Source organism: Bacillus sp. DU-106 (genome assembly GCF_004799705.1).
GTDB lineage: Bacteria > Bacillota > Bacilli > Bacillales > Bacillaceae_G > Bacillus_A > Bacillus_A cereus.
Genome location: NZ_CP026607.1, coordinates 4928168 through 4947499, shown reverse-complemented (window position 1 = coordinate 4947499; position 19332 = coordinate 4928168). Strand labels below are relative to the sequence as shown.

Below are 19332 nucleotides of genomic sequence, written 5' to 3'. Positions count from 1 at the left end.
ACTCCTTGGTTATTTTAATTGCTGAAATGCATAATGTGCCATTTTCTTCGTATCAGGATATAGTTGCGCGCGAGTAGAAGATAATACGACGTTAATGACGCGTTTACCGTCTTTTTCATCCACTGTTACGACTGTATATTTGCCAAGTGCTGATAGACCACTTTTACTTCCAATCGCATATGGATCGTCATATAGTTCTTCTCGTCCGTAGTTTGCGATGTTTGGAGAGCGTTCTGAAGTATGTAGAGTTGTACGTGTTGAATTCATATATTCTAAAACAACTGGATACTTTAATGCTTCTTTCGTAATAATAGCAATGTCATATGGCGATACTTTATTTCCAAGTGCATCAGCACCACTTGCGTTCTTGAAAGTCGCATGCTTTGTACCGAGTTCCTTCGCTCTAGTATTCATCATTTTCACAAATTCATTTTTTGATCCTGCAATATGTTCTGCGATGGATTCAGCTATTGGATCTGCACTAATGATAAGCATCAGTTTTAATGCCTCATCACGTTTTAACTTTTCCCCAGCACGAAGTTTAATTTTCTTACTTTGACTTTCTGTTTTAATTGCGTTTTCTGTAACTGTAATTTCTTCATCCTCTTTTACATTCTCTAGTAAAAGAAGGGTTGTCATCATTTTGGCTATACTAGCCGGATAAGAGCGTTCGTCTTCGCGTTTTCCATACAAAACTTCACCTGTGTCTGCATCGATTGTAACTCCATATTGCCCAGTAATATTAGGTTGATCAGCTCTTACAGCTTGTTGCCTTTGTGCATAAGAGAAGAAAATCATCCCTGTAAATAGTGTGGCAATCATTACAATCATAACTATTGTTCGTTTCATTATAATTCCCTCATTTGTTACAAATAAATTGGGCAGAAAAAGCAGCCATTAATCATTATGCCACGTTCTCTGCCCAAAAATATAGCGTTATTTTTCGCCCATATTATGCTTTTTATATTGTTGGTTATTACCTTGGCGTCCTTTTTCAACACCGTGGTTATGCGGACCTGCGTTTCCAGTTACACTAGCTGCACTAATTCCAGCCTTTGAAGGGTTCTTCTTAAGTTTTGCCATATATATTCCTCCAGTTTCGTCAGATTATAAAAAGGGAAAGTGTATTTTAGTGAAGAAAATACATATATAGCATGGGCAAATAAAAGAAAAATATTTATTTCAGAAAATTTTATCAATAAATATATTGCGAAAATTTAAACAGTATCATATATTTATTAGTAGAGGCTCACTCATTGATTGCGACTTATGTCGAAAAATTGAATGAGCATTCATTCAAGAATAGGGGGAGAATTGGATGTTCCAAATTAAAAAGGCTGCTGTTCTAGGTTCAGGCGTAATGGGTTCGGGAATTGCGGCACACTTAGCTAATATTGGTATTCCGACATTATTGCTTGATATTGTACCACCTGCGCTTACGAAAGAAGAAGAAGCGAAGGGACTTACATTAGAACATAAAAGTGTGAGAAATCGTTTTAGTAATACGGCTGTGCAAAAACTATTAAAGCAAAAACCAGCTCCTCTGACAGTGAAAGGAAATTTAGCACTGATTGAAGCAGGTAACTTAGAAGATGACCTTGAGCGTCTAGCTGATGTAGATTGGATTATTGAAGTAGTAGTTGAAAACTTAGATATTAAAAAGAAACTATTTGAAAAAGTAGATGCGGTTCGTAAACCGGGTTCTATCGTAAGCTCGAATACGTCAGGTATTTCAGTTAAAAAAATGGCAGAAGGTCGTTCAGACGACTTCCAGAAACACTTCTTAGGCACACACTTTTTTAACCCACCACGATATTTAAAACTTCTAGAGGTAATACCGACGAAAGAAACAGATCCACAAGTATTAAGCTTCATGAAACTATTTGGCGAAGACGTTCTTGGAAAAGGCGTTGTTATCGCAAAAGATACACCAAACTTTATTGGAAACCGCATCGGTACGTACGGTTTACTTGTTACTCTTCAAGAGATGGTAAAACGCGGCTATAGCATTGGGGAAGTTGATTCTGTAACAGGCCCACTTATTGGTCGTCCGAAGAGCGCAACGTTCCGCACATTAGATGTTGTCGGTTTAGATACATTCGTACACGTTGCAAATAACGTATATGAAAATGTGCAAGAAGAAGAGCGTGATGTATTTAAAGTACCAGCTTTCATGCATGACATGCTGGAGAAAAAATGGCTTGGAAGTAAAACGGGTCAAGGCTTCTTCTTAAAACAAGGAAAAGAAATTTTAGAATTAAATCCTGAAACGATGGAATACGAAGCGCGTAAAAAATTAAAAGCTGCATCCGTAGAGTTAAGTAAACAAGAAAAAGGATTAGCGAATAAATTGAAAGCGCTTGTATACGCAAAAGACCGTGCAGGAGAGTTATTATGGAACATCATTACACCAACTCTTTTATACTCTGCAAAACTTCATAAAGAAATTGCTGACGATATCGTTGCAATTGATCAAGCGATGAAGTGGGGCTTCGGATGGGAGCAAGGGCCATTTGAAGTGTGGGATGCAATCGGCGTTGAAAAATCTGTTCAAAAGATGGAAGAAAACGGCGTAGTTGTTCCTACTTGGGTGAAAGAAATGTTAGAGAAAGGTTTCACTACTTTCTATAAACATGATAACGGCGATAGCTACTATTACGATAATGGCGAATATAAGCTAATCGAGCGTAATAAAAAAGCAATTTCTCTTAAGCAATTAAAAGCGAAAAATGGTGTATTAAAGAAAAATAGCGGAGCGAGCTTAATTGATTTAGGCGACGGCATCCTTTGCTTAGAGTTCCATTCGAAGAGCAATGCAATCGGTATGGATATTACGCAAATGATTAACTACGCTGTTGATGAAGTAGAAAAGAATTATAAAGGTCTTGTTATCGGTAACCAATCGAAGAACTTCTGCGTTGGTGCGAACCTAGCAATGATCTTAATGGAAGCACAAGACGACAACTACTTTGAAATTGAGTTAGTTGTGAAAAACTTCCAAGATGCAATGACGAAAATTAAGTACTCTTCTAAGCCAGTTGTAGCAGCACCATATGGTATGACGCTTGGCGGAGGTACAGAAGTTTGCTTACCAGCAGCGAGCATTCAAGCTTCTAGTGAAACGTATATGGGCTTAGTAGAAGTTGGTGTTGGCTTAATCCCTGGCGGAGGCGGTAATAAAGAGCTATACATTAAACACTTAAACAAAATGGCAAACGGTGTAGAGTTTGATCTGCAAAAAGTTGCAAATAAAGTGTTCGAAACAGTCGCAATGGCGAAAGTTTCAACTTCAGGACAAGAAGCAGTTTCTCATAACTTCTTAGGTGATAAAGATGGTATTAGTGTGAATGGTGATCACTTACTATACGATGCGAAACAGAAAGCACTTGCTTTATATGAAGCTGGTTACAAAGCGCCAATCCGCAAAAAGATACCAGTTGTTGGGGAAACAGGATATGCAACTCTTGCACTTGGTGCAGAAGCAATGCATTTATCTGGTTACATTTCAGAGTATGACCTTCACATTGCGAAGAAACTTGCATATGTCATTGCGGGCGGAAAAGTACCGTACGGAACAGAAGTTGATGAGCAATATTTATTAGATGTAGAACGTGAAGCATTTATTAGCTTAGTAAGTGAGATGAAATCACAAGCAAGAATGCAGCACATGCTTGTAAAAGGAAAGCCATTACGTAACTAATAACGAGGGGAGATATCGTTCATGAGAGAAGCTGTCATTGTTGCGGGAGCAAGAACACCAATTGGAAAGGCAAAGAGGGGTTCATTAAAAACAGTTCGTCCTGACGATCTAGGGGCGTTAGTAGTAAAGGAAACGTTAAAGCGTGCGAATTATGAAGGACCAATCGATGATTTAATTTTCGGTTGTGCGATGCCAGAAGCAGAGCAAGGTTTAAATATGGCTCGTAATATCGGCGGATTAGCAGGACTTTCTTACGATGTTCCAGCTATTACGATTAACCGTTACTGTTCTTCAGGTTTACAAAGTATCGCTTACGGAGCAGAGCGTATTATGCTTGGTCACTCTGAAGCTGTATTATCAGGCGGAGCAGAATCAATGAGTTTAGTTCCAATGATGGGACACGTTGTTCGTCCGAATAGTCGCCTTGTAGAAGCGGCTCCAGAATATTATATGGGTATGGGACATACAGCAGAGCAAGTTGCTGTGAAATATGGAATTTCTCGTGAAGAGCAAGATGCATTTGCAGTAAGAAGTCATCAACGTGCTGCGAAAGCATTAGCTGCAGGAAACTTTGCTGATGAAACAGTACCTGTAGATGTGACGTTACGCTCGGTTGGATCAAACAATAAACTGCAAGAAGAAACAATCACTTTCGCACAAGACGAAGGTGTAAGAGCAGAGACGACGCTAGACATTTTAGGGAAATTACGTCCAGCATTTAACGTTCGCGGTTCTGTAACAGCTGGTAACTCTTCACAAATGAGTGACGGTGCAGCATCTGTACTATTAATGGATCGCGAAAAAGCAGTGAGCGATGGCATGAAGCCACTTGCGAAATTCCGTTCATTTGCAGTAGCTGGCGTGCCACCAGAAGTAATGGGAATCGGCCCAATCGCTGCAATTCCAAAAGCGCTAAAACTAGCTGGCTTAGAGCTATCTGATATTGGCTTATTTGAACTAAATGAAGCATTCGCTTCTCAATCAATTCAAGTTATTCGTGAACTTGGTTTAGATGAAGAAAAAGTAAACGTAAACGGTGGTGCAATCGCACTTGGACATCCACTTGGCTGTACAGGGGCAAAACTAACACTATCTCTTATTCACGAAATGAAACGCCGCAACGAACAATTCGGTATCGTAACAATGTGTATCGGCGGCGGAATGGGAGCAGCGGGAGTATTTGAATTACTATAAAAAGTGGAAGCGGTTCGCTCAGAACGAGACGACGCTAAAGCAAAGAATGGAAGCAACAAAGGTTTATAAAAAAAGGGAGAGCCAGCTTCTTTCAAAAAGAGAGAAGCTGCTCATGAAAATATGAAGGAGGAAATTTTCATGGAAAAAACAGTAGGAAATGCGGTTAAAGGCGGTAGCTTTTTAGTTGATGAGATTACGATTGATCAAGTGTTTACGCCAGAAGATTTTTCATCTGAGCATAAAATGATTGCAAAAACGACAGAGGACTTTATCGTAAATGAAGTTCTTCCAGAGCTTGAATATTTAGAGCAACATGAATTTGATCGTTCAGTTCGTCTTTTAAAAGAAGCTGGGGAACTTGGTTTATTAGGCGCTGACGTACCAGAAGAGTACGGCGGAATTGGTCTTGATAAAGTAAGCTCAGCGTTAATCGCAGAGAAATTCTCTCGCGCTGGTGGCTTTGCAATTACTCACGGTGCTCACGTAGGTATCGGATCTTTACCAATCGTATTATTCGGTAACGAAGAGCAAAAGAAAAAGTATTTACCATTACTTGCAACTGGTGAAAAATTAGCTGCATACGCATTAACAGAGCCAGGTTCAGGATCTGACGCATTAGGTGCAAAAACAACTGCACGTTTAAATGCAGAAGGTACACATTACGTATTAAATGGTGAAAAACAGTGGATTACAAACTCTGCATTCGCTGACGTATTCGTTGTATATGCAAAAATCGATGGAGAGCACTTCTCAGCATTTATCGTAGAGAAAGACTACGCTGGCGTATCTACAAGCCCAGAAGAAAAGAAAATGGGTATTAAATGTTCTTCAACGCGTACGTTAATTTTAGAAGATGCGTTAGTACCGAAAGAAAACTTACTTGGTGAAATCGGTAAAGGTCATATTATCGCATTCAACATTTTAAATATCGGTCGTTATAAATTAGGTGTTGGTACAGTTGGATCTGCGAAACGTGCAGTAGAAATTTCAGCACAATATGCAAACCAACGTCAACAGTTCAAACAACCAATCGCTCGCTTCCCATTAATTCAAGAGAAACTTGCGAATATGGCAGCAAAAACATATGCAGCTGAAAGCTCTGTATATCGTACAGTAGGTTTATTCGAAAGCCGCATGAGCACATTATCTGAAGAAGAAGTAAAAGACGGTAAAGCAGTAGCAGCTTCTATCGCTGAATATGCAATCGAGTGCTCTTTAAACAAAGTATTCGGTTCTGAAGTATTAGACTATACAGTAGATGAAGGTGTTCAAATTCACGGTGGTTACGGATTCATGGCAGAGTACGAGATTGAAAGAATGTACCGTGATTCTCGTATTAACCGTATTTTCGAAGGAACGAACGAAATTAACCGCCTAATCGTACCAGGTACGTTCTTACGTAAAGCGATGAAAGGTGAATTACCACTTCTTCAAAAAGCACAAAAATTACAAGAAGAGTTAATGATGATGATGCCAGAAGAAGTAGGCGATGAGCCATTAGCACTTCAAAAGTATTTAGTAACTAATGCGAAGAAAATCGGCTTAATGGTAGCTGGATTAGCGGCTCAAAAATATGGTAAAGCATTAGATAAAGAGCAAGAAATTCTTGTGAATATCGCTGACATCGTAAGCAATCTATACGCAATGGAATCAGCTGTTCTTCGTACAGAAAAAGCAATCAAAACAACTGGTCTTGAAAAGAATAAACAAAAAGTGTTATACACTGAAGTATTCTGCCAAGAAGCATTTAACGAAATCGAAGCAGATGCGAAAGAAACACTTATCGCAGTTGAAAACGGCGACATGCTGCGCATGATGTTATCATCATTACGTAAATTAACTCGCCACACACCACTTAACGTAATTCCGAAGAAACGTGAAATCGCTGCGAAAATTTTAGAAGATGAGCGTTACACAGTTTAATATCTTTAAAGAACAGTAGTCGTTTATACGGCTACTGTTCTTTTTTTGAAAAAAAATTTTTTAGTGACATAAAACTAATACCATTAGTATAATAAAACTAATGGTATTAGTTTTCGTGAAAAGGGAGATGGGACTATGAGGATGATACATGAAAAAACGGTATATCAATTGTCATTTTTGCCAAGAGTGTTTCCTGTGAATTGTTACTTTGTGGAGGAAGAAGCTGGTTTAACTTTAATTGATGCGGCTTTGCCATATAGCGCAAAAGGTATTTTACAGGCGGCTGAGAAAATAGGAAAACCAATTACTAAGATTGTATTAACACATGCGCATGATGATCACATCGGTGCATTAGACGCATTAAAAGAAGTACTTCCTCATGTTCCAGTCTATATTTCTAAGCGGGACGGAAAGCTGTTAGAAGGAGATACGACGTTACAAAAGGATGAACCGAATACGCCAATAAAAGGCGGTGTACCTAAAAAGATAAAAACGGTACCTGATATTTTATTAGAAGATGGCGACCGAGTTGGATCGCTTCTTGCGATTATGACACCGGGACATACGCCAGGCTCCATGTCGTTTCTTGATGTAAGAAATAAAGCTCTGATTGTCGGAGATGCATTCCAAACAAGAGGAGGTATGGCTGTTTCAGGACAAATGAAATTTTGGTTTCCGTTTCCGGCGATGGCAACGTGGAGCAAAGAAATATCATTACAAAGTGCAGAGAAGTTAAGAGAATATGAGCCTTCCTTGCTTGCGGCAGGACATGGAAAAATGATAAACGATCCAGTGGCTTTCATAGAGCTTGCTATTAAAGAAGCGAAGCGGAATATAGAAAGTAGAAAAGAGGGTTAATTGATGTCACCGAGAATCGGACTTACATTACAAAAAATTGTAGAAACAGCAGCAGAAATTGCAGATGCAAATGGAGTACAAGAAGTAACGTTAGCTTCATTAGCGCAAACGTTAGGGGTACGTTCGCCCTCACTATATAATCATGTAAAAGGGTTACAAGATGTACGGAAAAATCTTGGCATTTACGGAATCAAAAAGCTGCATAACAGACTGGAAGAAGCTGCCGAGGATAAACGGATGGATGAAGCAATTCATGCTTTAGGAGAAGCGTATGTAGCATTTGTCCGAAAACATTCTGGACTATATGAAGCAACTTTTTTACGAGATGAAGAAGTAAGAAAAGCAGGTGACGGAATTGTAAAGCTTTGTCTTCAGGTTTTACAACAGTATGGCTTAGAAGGAGAGAATGCACTTCATGCGACACGCGGATTCAGAAGTATTTGTCATGGATTTGCTTCGATTGAACAACAGGGCGGATTTGGTTTGCCGTTAGATTTAGATATAAGTCTACATGTATTGTTGGAAACGTTTATTAAAGGGTTACGTGAATAAGAAGCGAGGCAAACAAAAACCTTAGAAGTGATTCTAAGGTTTTTTAGTGCATATAATTCGAAAAGAGCGGTAGGCTTTTTCTCATTACATGATATTATTTTACAGGTTTGAAAAATGTGTATATGACTACGGAAAGGCAAACGAAAATAAAAGCAATAGGATCTTGATATGGACTAGGCTCAGAGCCCTTCTGGATTTCTGTAAGGAAGTCATGTGTTTTCATGTTCATTGCTCCTTTAACTAATAAGTTTTATATGATGCGAGGGTTATAGTGGATAGGAAGTATTTTTTAAAATTTCATATAATAATTATTGCATAGCAATTCTATTCCTAAAACTATAAAATATAAAGTTTTCATAATATGTAAAATTGCATATTATTCTTTTTGAAAAAATTGTTATATTATCTATATATTTGTATTAAAGGATTTTTGTTAAGGTAATGAAAACAAATGGAGGAATAGTATGAGAAAAACAGTATTAGACGCGTATAATGCAGAAAGAGAAGTAGATAACATAACATATAAAAATCTAGTTGTAACGATTGCAAGCATTCTAGGGTTCTCACTCTTAGGGGGATTATTCCTTGCTTTAGCCCTCGGAATTTTTGGAGAAGAGGTATTACGTGCTAATTTAGAGGGATATTATTTACTTCTATTTGATGCAGCTGTTGTTACTATTGTTTTATTTGCTTATAAACCAGTGCTTCATTTTATTAAGAACATATGGGATGTATCTGTTTTAAAAAATGGGAAAACCTACTTGTATTTATTAATAGGTTTTATCATCATTGCATTAACTCAGTATGTAATGTTAGAGTTGTTTAGCTTTGAAAGTGCAGGGCAGCAGCGAGATCAATTAGGGAGCTTAGGACTTCAAAATAGTCTACAAAGTATTATATATGTGTTAAGTGTTGCTATAATTACACCAATTAAAGAAGAAATTTTATATAGAGGTATTTTGTATCGATTTTTTGAAAAGAAATATAGTTTTCTAGTTGGTATCATTATTTCTTCCTTCATCTTTGGGATTCTTCATGGTGGTTTTCCGGTTACGGCAATGATTATGGGGATTGTATTTGCTATGTTATACAAAAAGACGCAATCTATTATACCTAGTATTATTTTACACATTATATGGAACTTACTTGTGAGTATAAGTATGATTGTATCTCTATAAAAATAAATACATAACCAGTATAAAAGATGAATGGCTTAGCTATTCATCTTTTATTTTTTTATATGTGGGAAAAGTTGATGAATACAATCCAAAAAGAACCAAATACTAATGATGAATGAACAAAGAAAGGCGGGTATGTTATATGCAAAACTTAACAGAGCTTGAAGTAGAAAACTTACGTCATTTAATTGGTGGACACGCAACAATTATTAACAAGTTGGAGCAGTATGCACAGACGTGTACAGATCCACAACTGAAACAAATGCTACAAAAAGATGCGCAAGATGCACGAAATACGAAACAGCAATTAATGACTTTCCTAGGATAGGAGGAAGCGGAAAATGAATGAAAAAGATATGGTAAATGATTATTTAGCAGGATTAAATGCAAGTTTAACAAGCTATGCAAATTATATTGCTCAGTCTGATAATGAACAGTTACATCAAACGTTAATTCAAATTCGTAATCAAGACGAGGCGCGCCAACGTAATATGTATGAGTACGCAAAGCAAAAGAGTTATTACAAACCGGCAGCACCTGCTAATCCGATGATTGTACAGCAATTAAAAAGCCAATTAAGTGCGGAATAACAGGAAAAAGAAAACGAGCGAATTTATTCGCTCGTTTTCTTTTTGTATATGTCAATAAATACATAATAAATATTTTTCCAGTTGTAACAAATATGACGAAAATGGAATATGACAATTCACAAAAAGGACAAAAACTTTGTTCAACATTTCACAAAGTATCCATGGTTTCTATCGTGGGAACCTCTATAATTAAGAATGTAAAGAACAAAAGAAATAGATTATATGATCAATTAGGAGAGATTGCTATGAAAAGACATACAAGAAAAATTGCAATTATCGGTACTGGATTAGTTGGATCCAGTTGTGCGTATTCCATTGTAAATCAAGGGATTTGCGAAGAACTATTATTAATTGATATAAATCATGAACGTGCAGTTGGGGAAGCAATGGATTTATCACATTGCATTAACTTTACAAATACAAGAACAAAAGTATATGCAGGAAGCTATGAAGACTGCAAAGATATGGACATTGTCATTATTACAGCAGGGCCAGCACCAAAACCTGGACAAAGTCGCTTAGATACTTTAGGAGCGAGTGCGAAGATTATGGAAAGTGTTGTTGGTGGTGTAATGGCAAGTGGATTTGATGGTATTTTCTTACTTGCATCGAACCCAGTTGATATTATTACATATCAAGTGTGGAAATTATCTGGATTACCTAGAAATCGCGTAATCGGTACTGGTACATCACTAGATTCTTCTCGCTTAAGAACAATTTTATCTGAAATGCTACATGTAGATCCTCGTAGTATTCATGGGTATTCATTAGGAGAACATGGTGATTCTCAAATGGTTGCTTGGTCTCATGTAACTGTTGGTGGAAAGCCAATTCTGCAAATTTTAGAAGAACAAAAAGAACGATTTGGTGAAATAGATTTAGATGAAATTGTTGAGAAGACTGCAAAAGCTGGCTGGGAAATTTATAAACGTAAAGGAACTACTTATTACGGGATTGGAAATTCTCTAGCATATATTGCGAGTTCAATCTTTAATGATGATCACCGTGTCATTGCTGTATCAGCCATTTTAGATGGTGAGTACGGTGAATATGATATTTGTACAGGAGTACCAGCTATTATTACTAGAGACGGTATAAGAGAAGTTGTAGAACTCAATTTAACAGAGGATGAAGAATCTCGATTCGCAAAATCAAACGATATTTTACGTGATTATATGAAAACAATTGGTTACTAACTTATAGGAGAAGGTGAAACAAATGAAGGAATATATAATGTCTCGTGTATTTAAAGCATCTGCTGGAATCGCACAAGGTATTTTCGTATCCCTCGGAATTGGTTTACTGATCGAAAATATAGGAAGAATTGTTGATATACCATTACTTATTACAATCGGAGTTGTTGCAAAATCACTAATGGCACCGGCAATTGGTGCTGGAATTGCTTTTATGCTCGGTGCAAACGGTCTTGTAATCTTCTCGGCGATGGTAGCCGGAGCGATTGGTGCCGGATCCATTTCGATTACTGAAGCTGGTCTAATTATTAAAACAGGTGAGCCAATCGGTGCATTATTAACAGCAACTTTAGCTGTATATATTGGTAAACGTTTAAGCGGAAAAACTGCGTTAGATATGATGCTCGTTCCATTTGCGGCCATATTAGGTTCTGGTTTAGTAGGCATTTGGTTATCTCATAATATTACTCCTGTTTTAAATGCAGTTGGAGCGTTTATTAAAGATAGCTCAGCTGGTAGCCCATTCATCGCTTCTATCGTCATTGCAGTAGTTTGGGGACTATTACTTATCTCTCCAGCTTCATCAGCTGCGTTAGCAATTGCACTTAGCTTAGACGGTGTTGCAGGTGGTGCTGCTCTTGCTGGATGCGTTGCTCAGTTTATCGGATTCTCTGTCATCTCAGCAAAAGAAAACAATTTAGGTGGCATATTAGCTCAAGCACTTTGTACTCCGAAAGTACAGTTACCAAATATCACTAAAAATCCAATGATTCTCGTCCCAACTGTCGTCGCCAGTGCTATAGTCGGTCCAGTATCAGCATTAATTTTCCAACTGGAAGCAGGAAAGGAAATTGCAGGTCTTGGATTAAGTTCTCTTATCGCACCAATTAATTTAATTTCCAGCCAAGGATGGGAAGTTCTCCCGGCGATGGTAATTACTTATATCGTCATTCCAGTAGCTGTTTCTTATATACTTTACATTGCTCTTAAAAAAGCAGGTCGTATTCATTCTGGTGATATGACTGTACCGCAATCTTAAATTGAAAATCTCCTTAATAATAGATAAAAGCAGACTGAGCCACAGTCTGCTTTTTTATGTTACATTTTATGATTTTGTTTTACTGGAACTTTTATTGGTTCTTTTGCTAATAAGAGCTGAACTCCGAAGTATAGTATGCTTGCAAGTGTCATTCCAGAAACGGCATCTAAAAAGGCATGCTGCTTCGTAAATAGCGTTGATAAAATAATAAGTGTACCGAAGAAAGTAAGGATGTAATATTCAAAAGCATGTTGTTCTCTACGCTTAAAGGCAGCTAACATAATTACAAATGTAGTAAGAACGTGAATGCTAGGGAAACAGTTTACCGGTTGATCGATACTATAAATATAGCGAACTAGTTCAGAAAATACATCTGTTCCAACGACAGTCGGACGCGGTACAGTTGTTTGCCAAAAATAATAAATAGAAAAACAAGCAAGCTTTCCAAAAATAACACTACTTAAAGTAACATAATATTGCTTTCGGTCAGCAAAACAGTAATAAATAAGTGCGCCGTATAAGTATGGAAACCAAAGTAAATAAGGAATAATAAATGCTTTTACAAATGGAATCCAATCATCTACTACAGTTGTAACGTCTACTGCGTGAACAGTCGATTTATTTAATACGTCGTAAAGGGGACTTACGAGTACGAGTAGAAGTATATAACTTAACGGAAGAAAAGATGAAAGTTTAAATTTCTTCATGTTGATCTCCTATGTTTAGTAATGTAAGTAAATTCAATTGATTATAATATAGAAACGTGAATTGGGCTATCGATTTTACTTACATTTTCTTGAATTAACCTTACGTTTTTGTCACTTGACTAAAAAGAAGGGTGAGGGTGCTAAATGAAGCGTTTATCATATTTTTTAGTTTTTATATTGTTATGCCTAGTAGGTGCTGGGTGTGCAAAGAATAACGAAGGAGAAAAATTAGAATATAACGGAAGAGCACTCGTAATTGGAGTTGTTGGAGAAAAGCCGAAAGATACGTTTAGGAATATAAAGTTTGAGGAAATGAAGTTAGAGGAACTGGAAAAGAAATCTAAGGAAGTAGATGGTTTTCTAATAATGAAAGATCACTTTCAAGAAGCCTCAACAGAGCAATATAAAAATGTATTTTCATCACTAAAGAAACCAGTGTTTTTTATCGGTTTACAAGATAAATCATATTCGATTTTTATTACAAAAGGGATAGAGTATAACAGTGCCCGAAAAGATGTAAATGCTATGTATACGCAAGGGTTTGCGAATATCGGAAGTGGTGAAGGACAACAATGGGCAATTGGTTTATCGAATGGTGGAAATACAGAAGAAAGTATTCATAATATGTATATCGTCGTATTTCAAACAATTGCAGATTATTTAAATAGATAATGAAGGAGCCTACAAAAGAGGCTTCTTATTTTTTTAATCAAACGTTTGTTTAAGCTGTATGTTCGGTAGGAAGAAACCGATGTAACTCAAGGGTTAACAAAGAAAAATAGAGAATTAATCAAACGTTTGTTTAAGCTGTATGTTCGGTAGAAAGAAACTCCAGTAGTTCAAAGGTTAAGAAAGAAAATGGAGAATTAATCAAACGCTTGTTTAAGATATATGTTTGGTGCAGAATCTAAAAAATTTATATATTTATTTTTTTCTTAACAAATGGCGGAAAAATAAGAAAAATTCGCAGGATTATTAAAAATTATCACGAAATAAGTAAAAGTTTAGCGAATAATGGTTTGAAATAATAAAACGTTTTCTATATGATAAAGGTAAAGGTTAGTAAAAAAGTAGGTGAATTTATGACAGTAACATTTTATTCATATCCAAAGTGTGGCACATGTCAAAAGGCAAAGAAATGGTTTGAGGCAAACGATGTAGCATATGAGATGATTCATATTGTTGAAAATCCACCATCAAAAGAAGATTTACGTAATTTACATGAAAAAAGTGAATTACCATTAAAAAAATTCTTTAATACAAGTGGAATGCGTTACCGTGAACTTGGTCTAAAAGATAAGTTGAAAGATGCAAGCGAAGACGAAATGTATGAGCTTTTAGCATCTGATGGCATGTTGATTAAACGTCCAATTGTAACAGATGGAACGAATGTAACACTTGGTTTTAATGAAGAGCAGTTTGAAAGTGTGTGGAAAAAGTACCAATAAGGTATTTTTACATAATTAATACATTCACTGGAGGTACAGTCATGAGCATTCCAAATAATTTACGTTACTCTGAAGAACACGAATGGGTAAAAACTGAAGGTAATGAAGTTGTTATCGGTATCACTCACTTTGCACAAGGTGAGCTAGGCGATATCGTATTCGTTGAACTTCCTGAAGTAGGTGCAACAATCGAAGCTAACGAGCCATTCGGAAGCGTAGAATCTGTTAAAACAGTTTCTGAGTTATACGCACCTGTAAGCGGTAAAGTTGTAGCAGTAAACGAAGAATTAAGTGACCAACCAGAACTTGTTAACGAATCTCCATACGAGGGTGCATGGATGGTTAAAGTTGAACTTTCTGATGCAAGCCAAGTTGAGAAGTTATTAACTGCAGAAAAATATGCAGAAATGACAAACCAAGACTAATTATAGTCGACTAAAGGACAGCCTTTGTGCTGTCCTTTTTTATTTTTTGTGAAATAATGAAATTCAAGTTATATGTAAATAAATAAGCTATTATGAGAAAAACTGTTTTTTGGTAAGGTTTCATAAGTCTTCACAATCTAAACGAGCCGCTTGCGCTTTTCTTTTGCAAAAATAAACAGGAAACAACATGAAAATAACGAATATACTATATACTAAGTTCAAGGTTGTATAGTATATGGTGATCGGGTGATGACATATGATTTATGTAGAAAAAGTCATTATTGTAGAAGGTACATCAGATAGAAGAAAGATTGAATCTATTATTCGTGAACCGGTGGAAATTGTTTGTACAAATGGTACAATTGGTTTGTCGAAAATGGATGAGCTCGTTGATCAGTTTTTTGATAAGGAAGTGTATGTGCTAGTGGATGCTGATGATGCTGGAGAAAAGTTAAGGAAACAATTTCGAAAAGAATTCCCGCAAGCCGAGCATATCTATATTGATCGCTCGTACCGAGAAGTGGCAACTGCGCCATCTACACACTTAGCAAATGTATTATGGGGAGCCGACATTGACGTTTATACAGAATATTTACGGTAAGGAATGATAGAAGTGATTGATTGGACAGGAGCCGAAGCTACAGCCCTAATAGAGAACGAAGAAAAAACAGTATTATATGTATATACTCCAATGTGTGGAACATGCCAATTAGCAAAAAAGATGTTAACAGTGGTTGAGATGACAATTGAAGATTTGAAAATTGGGATGTTAGATTTAAATTATGCTCCGCATTTAGCAAAAGAGTATGGGATTGAAAGTGTACCTTGTTTACTTGTTTTTGAAAATGGGACACTGATGAAGAAGATATACGCATTTCATTCGGTTGAATATTTATATACGGAATTAAAGTAGGCGGCAAAAATTTTGCCGCCTCGACATATTTCTTGGGAAATATGTCGAGATGCAGGATGGATACAGTATTTGTCGAGCGAAAATAACAGGATTGCTCTTTAGTGAGAGGGAATGGTATGTAATAGAAAGTGATATGAAGGATGTGATTTAGGGTGAGATTATATTCTTTGCTTCAATCATTTGTAAATTACGCTAATGGTCAATATCATTTAGAACCGCTTTTAAGACAAGAAGAAAAAACTGTTAATTTTCGCTTTGGAGATGAAAGTTGTTCGTTACAAATTTCAAGAGATTATATAGAGTTGGTACATGAGGAAAGAGGAACGGAACAAATCATTTGCTTAGATGAAAAGGATATAGAACAATTGGTGAATGGAAATGTACGATTGCAAATGCTAATGAATGATGGACGTGTACAATATTCGGGAACGTACCGAACGATGTTATTAGTGGAATCGATGTTTCATATATGTAAACCGATGTCAGTAGGTGCTTAAAATTCTGAAGTTTCATTTTTTGCGAAAATTTCTGTTGACATGGTGAGTGTATATTGATACAATTCAAGTCATAAAATATAGACAATTTCATAAATTTCAAATCAGACGAAAATTGAATCTGATTTCTCTTATCAAGAGAGGTGGAGGGACTGTGCCCTGTGAAGCCCGGCAACCGTCAACTTATGTTGAAATGGTGCCAATTCCTGCAAAGCAAATGCTTTGAGAGATGAGAGAGAGGGATAATGTTGTTATATACGCATAAAAACCTTTCTGCTTCTCTAAAGCAGAAAGGTTTTTTTATTGTTTGAATGTGGAGGACATTCAAATAATAAAAGTAATGATAACAGTGGACTACACGCATTAAAAATAAAAAATTGCGGAGTCGACCTAAAATCTTTATGAAATCTAGCTCCAGCGGCTAGAACAGTCGGTCGTTTCATCCCTTCCTATGAGGCAAAAAGCGCCTCTACGTCAGGGATTCAAACGCCCTCTTGTTCTAAACGAGCCGCTTGCGCTTTTTATTTAAAAAAGGGGTGATACACCATGATTCTATTAGAGAATGTAAAGAAAATATATAAAGCAAAAAGCGGTGATGTCACTGCTGTAGATAATGCCAATTTAAAAATAGATAAAGGTGAAATATTTGGTGTTATCGGATATAGTGGCGCTGGAAAAAGTTCTTTAATTAGATTGTTCAATCAGTTGGAGAAACCAACTTCTGGTCAAATTACAATTGCAAATCGTGTCATTTCAGCAATTACAGGAAGCGAACTTCGTAAGGCAAGGCAAGAAATTGGAATGATTTTTCAGCACTTCAACTTACTTTGGTCACGAACAGTACGTGAAAATATAGAGTTTCCACTTGAAATTGCAGGTGTTGATAAAGCGAAGAGAAGAAAACGTGTTGATGAATTAATTCATCTTGTTGGATTAGAAGGAAGAGGAGACGCGTACCCATCTCAGCTGAGCGGGGGACAAAAGCAACGCGTCGGGATTGCAAGAGCATTAGCTAATAATCCACAAGTGCTTTTATGTGACGAAGCAACGTCAGCTCTTGATCCGGAAACGACAGATCAAATTTTGGATTTACTATCAGACATTAATAAGCGCCTTGGTTTAACAATTGTACTCATTACACATGAGATGCACGTAATTCGAAAGATTTGTAATCGTGTTGCGGTAATGGAGAAAGGAAAGATTGTAGAAACAGGTCCAGTACTTGATGTATTCCGTAATCCGAAGCAAGATATTACGAAACGATTTGTACAGCAGTTAACGGATTCTGAAGATACAAATGAAACGATTGAAAGTTTAATTGAAAAATATCCAGATGGAAAAGTAATTCGTTTGCAGTTTATCGGTGAGGCTGTAGAAAGACCAGTGCTTCAACGATTGATGCAACGCAGTGACATAGAAGTTAGCATTTTGCAAGGAAATATCGCACAAACGAATAACGGTTCTTACGGTAGTTTAGTTGTTCATTTAAATGGTGAGGAAACAGCGATCCAGCAAGCAATAGAAGGAATTCATCAAGATCAAGTAGAGCTGGAGGTGATTGCACATGGATAAGTTACTTGCAAATGTTGATTGGAATCAAATGTTAGAAGCAACTGGTGAAACGTTATATATGACGGCAATCGCAGCTCTTGCGACATTTGTTTTAGGACTCATTTTAGGATTGTTACTCTTCATGACAGCAAAAGATAATTTATGGGAAAACAAATCAATTAATACGGTGATTGGAGCATTCGTAAATATATTCCGTTCTATACCATTCATCATTTTAATTATTTTATTAATCCCATTCACAAAGATTCTTCTTGGAACAATTCTTGGAGCAAGTGCAGCTTTGCCGGCTTTAATTATTGGAGCAGCACCATTCTACGCGAGAATGGTTGAAATCGCACTTCGCGAAATTGATAAAGGTGTAATTGAAGCTTCAAAAGCAATGGGAGCAAAAACAAGCACAATTATTTTGAAAGTGTTAATTCCAGAATCGTTACCAGCATTAGTATCTGGTATTACGGTTACGACAATTGCTTTAGTAGGCTATACAGCAATGGCAGGAGTTGTTGGTGCTGGTGGCCTTGGAACACTTGCTTACTTAGAAGGATTCCAAAGAGGGAATAACGATGTAACAATCGTTGCGACAATTTGTGTATTACTAGTTGTATTTTTAATTCAGTGGATTGGTGATAGTTTAACGACTCGAATAGATAAACGATAATAAAAAACGGGAGGATGCTTCAAATGAAAAAATTGTTACTTACGGCACTTATTTCAACTTCAATTTTTGGGTTAGCTGCTTGTGGCGGGAAAGATAAAGATGAAAAGAAACTTGTTGTGGGTGCTTCTAACGTACCGCACGCTGTTATTTTAGAAAAGGCAAAACCGTTACTTGAGAAAAAAGGAATTGAGTTAGAAATTAAAAAATTCCAAGACTACGTATTACCAAATAAATCGTTAGCGGATAAGGATTTAGATGCAAACTACTTCCAGCACATTCCGTATTTAGAAAAAGAAATTAAAGATAAAAAATATGACTTTGAAGTAGCAGGAAAAATTCATTTAGAACCAATTGGTGTGTACTCTCAAAAGTATAAGAGCTTAAAAGAGCTTCCGGACGGAGCGACAATTATTATGAGTAATTCAGTTGCTGACCATGGACGTGGTTTAGCAATTTTACAAAAAGAAGGTATTTTAAAAATTAAAGACGGAATAGATCCAGTTAAAGCAACTCCAAAAGATATTGCAGATAATCCGAAAAATCTAAAATTCAAAACGGATATCGAGCCTGGTTTATTGCCACAAGTGTATAACAATAAAGAAGGCGACGCTGTTTTAATTAACTCTAACTATGCAATTGATGCAAAGTTAAATCCGGAAAAAGATGCAATTGCAATTGAAGGAAATGATTCACCATACGCAAACATAGTAGCTGTTCGTAAAGGCGATAAAGATAAGAAAGAGATTAAAGCTCTTGTAGAAGTATTGCATTCTAAAGAAATTGAAGACTTCATTAATAAAGAATATAAAGGGGCGGTTGTTCCTGTAAAAGAATAATTGCTGAAAAGGGCTGGTGTATGCCGGCTCTTTTTATAACTACATAACTATT

Annotated in this window: 22 protein-coding genes and 1 riboswitch; of the genes, 19 read left to right on the top strand and 3 right to left on the bottom strand. The window is 36.6% G+C overall.

The features are described 5' to 3' along the window. Positions 1–9 precede the first annotated feature (9 nt). Both C3Y97_RS25370 and C3Y97_RS25365 read right to left on the bottom strand, forming a co-directional pair. On the bottom strand, positions 10–849 hold the full coding sequence (locus tag C3Y97_RS25370) for a D-alanyl-D-alanine carboxypeptidase family protein (protein WP_000831463.1): 840 nt from the start codon (positions 847–849) through the stop codon (positions 10–12). Between the two features lie 87 nt (positions 850–936). Then, entirely contained in the window at positions 937–1083 is a 147-nt protein-coding gene (locus C3Y97_RS25365) for a YuzL family protein (protein ID WP_001096344.1), read from the bottom strand. A gap of 235 nt (positions 1084–1318) precedes the next feature. On the opposite strand from C3Y97_RS25365, the gene C3Y97_RS25360 reads away from it, so the two are divergent. The 10 genes from C3Y97_RS25360 (at position 1319) to C3Y97_RS25315 (ending at position 12227) form a co-directional block, all read left to right on the top strand. After that, positions 1319–3700, top strand: coding sequence for a 3-hydroxyacyl-CoA dehydrogenase/enoyl-CoA hydratase family protein (locus tag C3Y97_RS25360; RefSeq protein WP_000486392.1), 2382 nt, complete (start codon positions 1319–1321; stop codon positions 3698–3700). A gap of 21 nt (positions 3701–3721) precedes the next feature. Then, entirely contained in the window at positions 3722–4894 is a 1173-nt protein-coding gene (locus tag C3Y97_RS25355; RefSeq protein WP_001206324.1) for an acetyl-CoA C-acetyltransferase, read from the top strand. Between the two features lie 138 nt (positions 4895–5032). After that, positions 5033–6817, top strand: a complete 1785-nt coding sequence (locus C3Y97_RS25350) for an acyl-CoA dehydrogenase FadE (protein ID WP_000416291.1) — start codon at positions 5033–5035, stop codon at positions 6815–6817. 135 nt (positions 6818–6952) lie between these two features. After that, the gene (locus tag C3Y97_RS25345; protein WP_001242337.1) at positions 6953–7675 is read left to right on the top strand and encodes an MBL fold metallo-hydrolase; all 723 of its coding nucleotides are present in this window, start codon (positions 6953–6955) and stop codon (positions 7673–7675) included. Between the two features lie 3 nt (positions 7676–7678). Next, positions 7679–8227, top strand: a complete 549-nt coding sequence (locus tag C3Y97_RS25340; protein WP_000074927.1) for a TetR/AcrR family transcriptional regulator — start codon at positions 7679–7681, stop codon at positions 8225–8227. 464 nt (positions 8228–8691) lie between these two features. Then, on the top strand, positions 8692–9405 hold the full coding sequence (locus C3Y97_RS25335; protein WP_001232992.1) for a CPBP family intramembrane glutamic endopeptidase: 714 nt from the start codon (positions 8692–8694) through the stop codon (positions 9403–9405). A 142-nt stretch (positions 9406–9547) separates the two neighbouring features. Continuing rightward, the gene (locus C3Y97_RS25330; RefSeq protein WP_001180555.1) at positions 9548–9733 is read left to right on the top strand and encodes a hypothetical protein; all 186 of its coding nucleotides are present in this window, start codon (positions 9548–9550) and stop codon (positions 9731–9733) included. Between the two features lie 13 nt (positions 9734–9746). Beyond that, positions 9747–9995, top strand: a complete 249-nt coding sequence (locus C3Y97_RS25325; RefSeq protein ID WP_001002981.1) for a spore coat protein — start codon at positions 9747–9749, stop codon at positions 9993–9995. A gap of 245 nt (positions 9996–10240) precedes the next feature. After that, complete coding sequence (locus C3Y97_RS25320) at positions 10241–11191, top strand: L-lactate dehydrogenase (RefSeq protein WP_000820649.1); 951 nt, start codon at positions 10241–10243, stop codon at positions 11189–11191. A gap of 22 nt (positions 11192–11213) precedes the next feature. Further along, on the top strand, positions 11214–12227 hold the full coding sequence (locus C3Y97_RS25315) for a PTS sugar transporter subunit IIC (RefSeq protein WP_000666172.1): 1014 nt from the start codon (positions 11214–11216) through the stop codon (positions 12225–12227). 59 nt (positions 12228–12286) lie between these two features. On the opposite strand, the gene C3Y97_RS25310 is transcribed toward C3Y97_RS25315, so the two are convergent. After that, positions 12287–12934, bottom strand: a complete 648-nt coding sequence (locus tag C3Y97_RS25310) for a phosphatase PAP2 family protein (RefSeq protein ID WP_000713769.1) — start codon at positions 12932–12934, stop codon at positions 12287–12289. A 144-nt stretch (positions 12935–13078) separates the two neighbouring features. Here C3Y97_RS25310 and C3Y97_RS25305 point away from each other — a divergent pair, with 144 nt between their 5' ends. The 9 genes from C3Y97_RS25305 (at position 13079) to metQ (ending at position 19280) form a co-directional block, all read left to right on the top strand. Continuing rightward, entirely contained in the window at positions 13079–13606 is a 528-nt protein-coding gene (locus C3Y97_RS25305) for a hypothetical protein (RefSeq protein ID WP_000826909.1), read from the top strand. Positions 13607–14016: 410 nt separating this feature from the next. Continuing rightward, positions 14017–14382: an arsenate reductase family protein gene (locus C3Y97_RS25300; RefSeq protein ID WP_000218968.1), complete on the top strand. Its 366-nt coding sequence runs from the start codon at positions 14017–14019 to the stop codon at positions 14380–14382. A gap of 41 nt (positions 14383–14423) precedes the next feature. Next, positions 14424–14807, top strand: coding sequence for a glycine cleavage system protein GcvH (gene gcvH / locus C3Y97_RS25295; RefSeq protein WP_000026897.1), 384 nt, complete (start codon positions 14424–14426; stop codon positions 14805–14807). Positions 14808–15063: 256 nt separating this feature from the next. Next, complete coding sequence (locus C3Y97_RS25290) at positions 15064–15408, top strand: toprim domain-containing protein (protein WP_000640870.1); 345 nt, start codon at positions 15064–15066, stop codon at positions 15406–15408. 3 nt (positions 15409–15411) lie between these two features. Further along, entirely contained in the window at positions 15412–15720 is a 309-nt protein-coding gene (locus tag C3Y97_RS25285; protein ID WP_002008881.1) for a thioredoxin family protein, read from the top strand. Between the two features lie 152 nt (positions 15721–15872). After that, positions 15873–16217 (top strand): hypothetical protein, encoded by a 345-nt coding sequence (locus C3Y97_RS25280; protein ID WP_001242139.1) that lies wholly within the window; start codon positions 15873–15875, stop codon positions 16215–16217. 125 nt (positions 16218–16342) lie between these two features. Next, positions 16343–16450: riboswitch (SAM riboswitch) on the top strand. A gap of 310 nt (positions 16451–16760) precedes the next feature. Further along, positions 16761–17786 (top strand): methionine ABC transporter ATP-binding protein, encoded by a 1026-nt coding sequence (locus C3Y97_RS25275; RefSeq protein ID WP_000601763.1) that lies wholly within the window; start codon positions 16761–16763, stop codon positions 17784–17786. Continuing rightward, positions 17779–18444 carry a methionine ABC transporter permease gene (locus C3Y97_RS25270; RefSeq protein WP_000359401.1) on the top strand — a complete coding sequence of 222 codons (666 nt, stop codon included), beginning with the start codon at positions 17779–17781 and terminating at the stop codon, positions 18442–18444. Before C3Y97_RS25275 ends, C3Y97_RS25270 begins: the two co-directional genes overlap by 8 nt. Positions 18445–18467: 23 nt before the next feature. Continuing rightward, on the top strand, positions 18468–19280 hold the full coding sequence (gene metQ / locus C3Y97_RS25265; RefSeq protein ID WP_000735099.1) for a methionine ABC transporter substrate-binding lipoprotein MetQ: 813 nt from the start codon (positions 18468–18470) through the stop codon (positions 19278–19280). Positions 19281–19332: the final 52 nt, after the last annotated feature.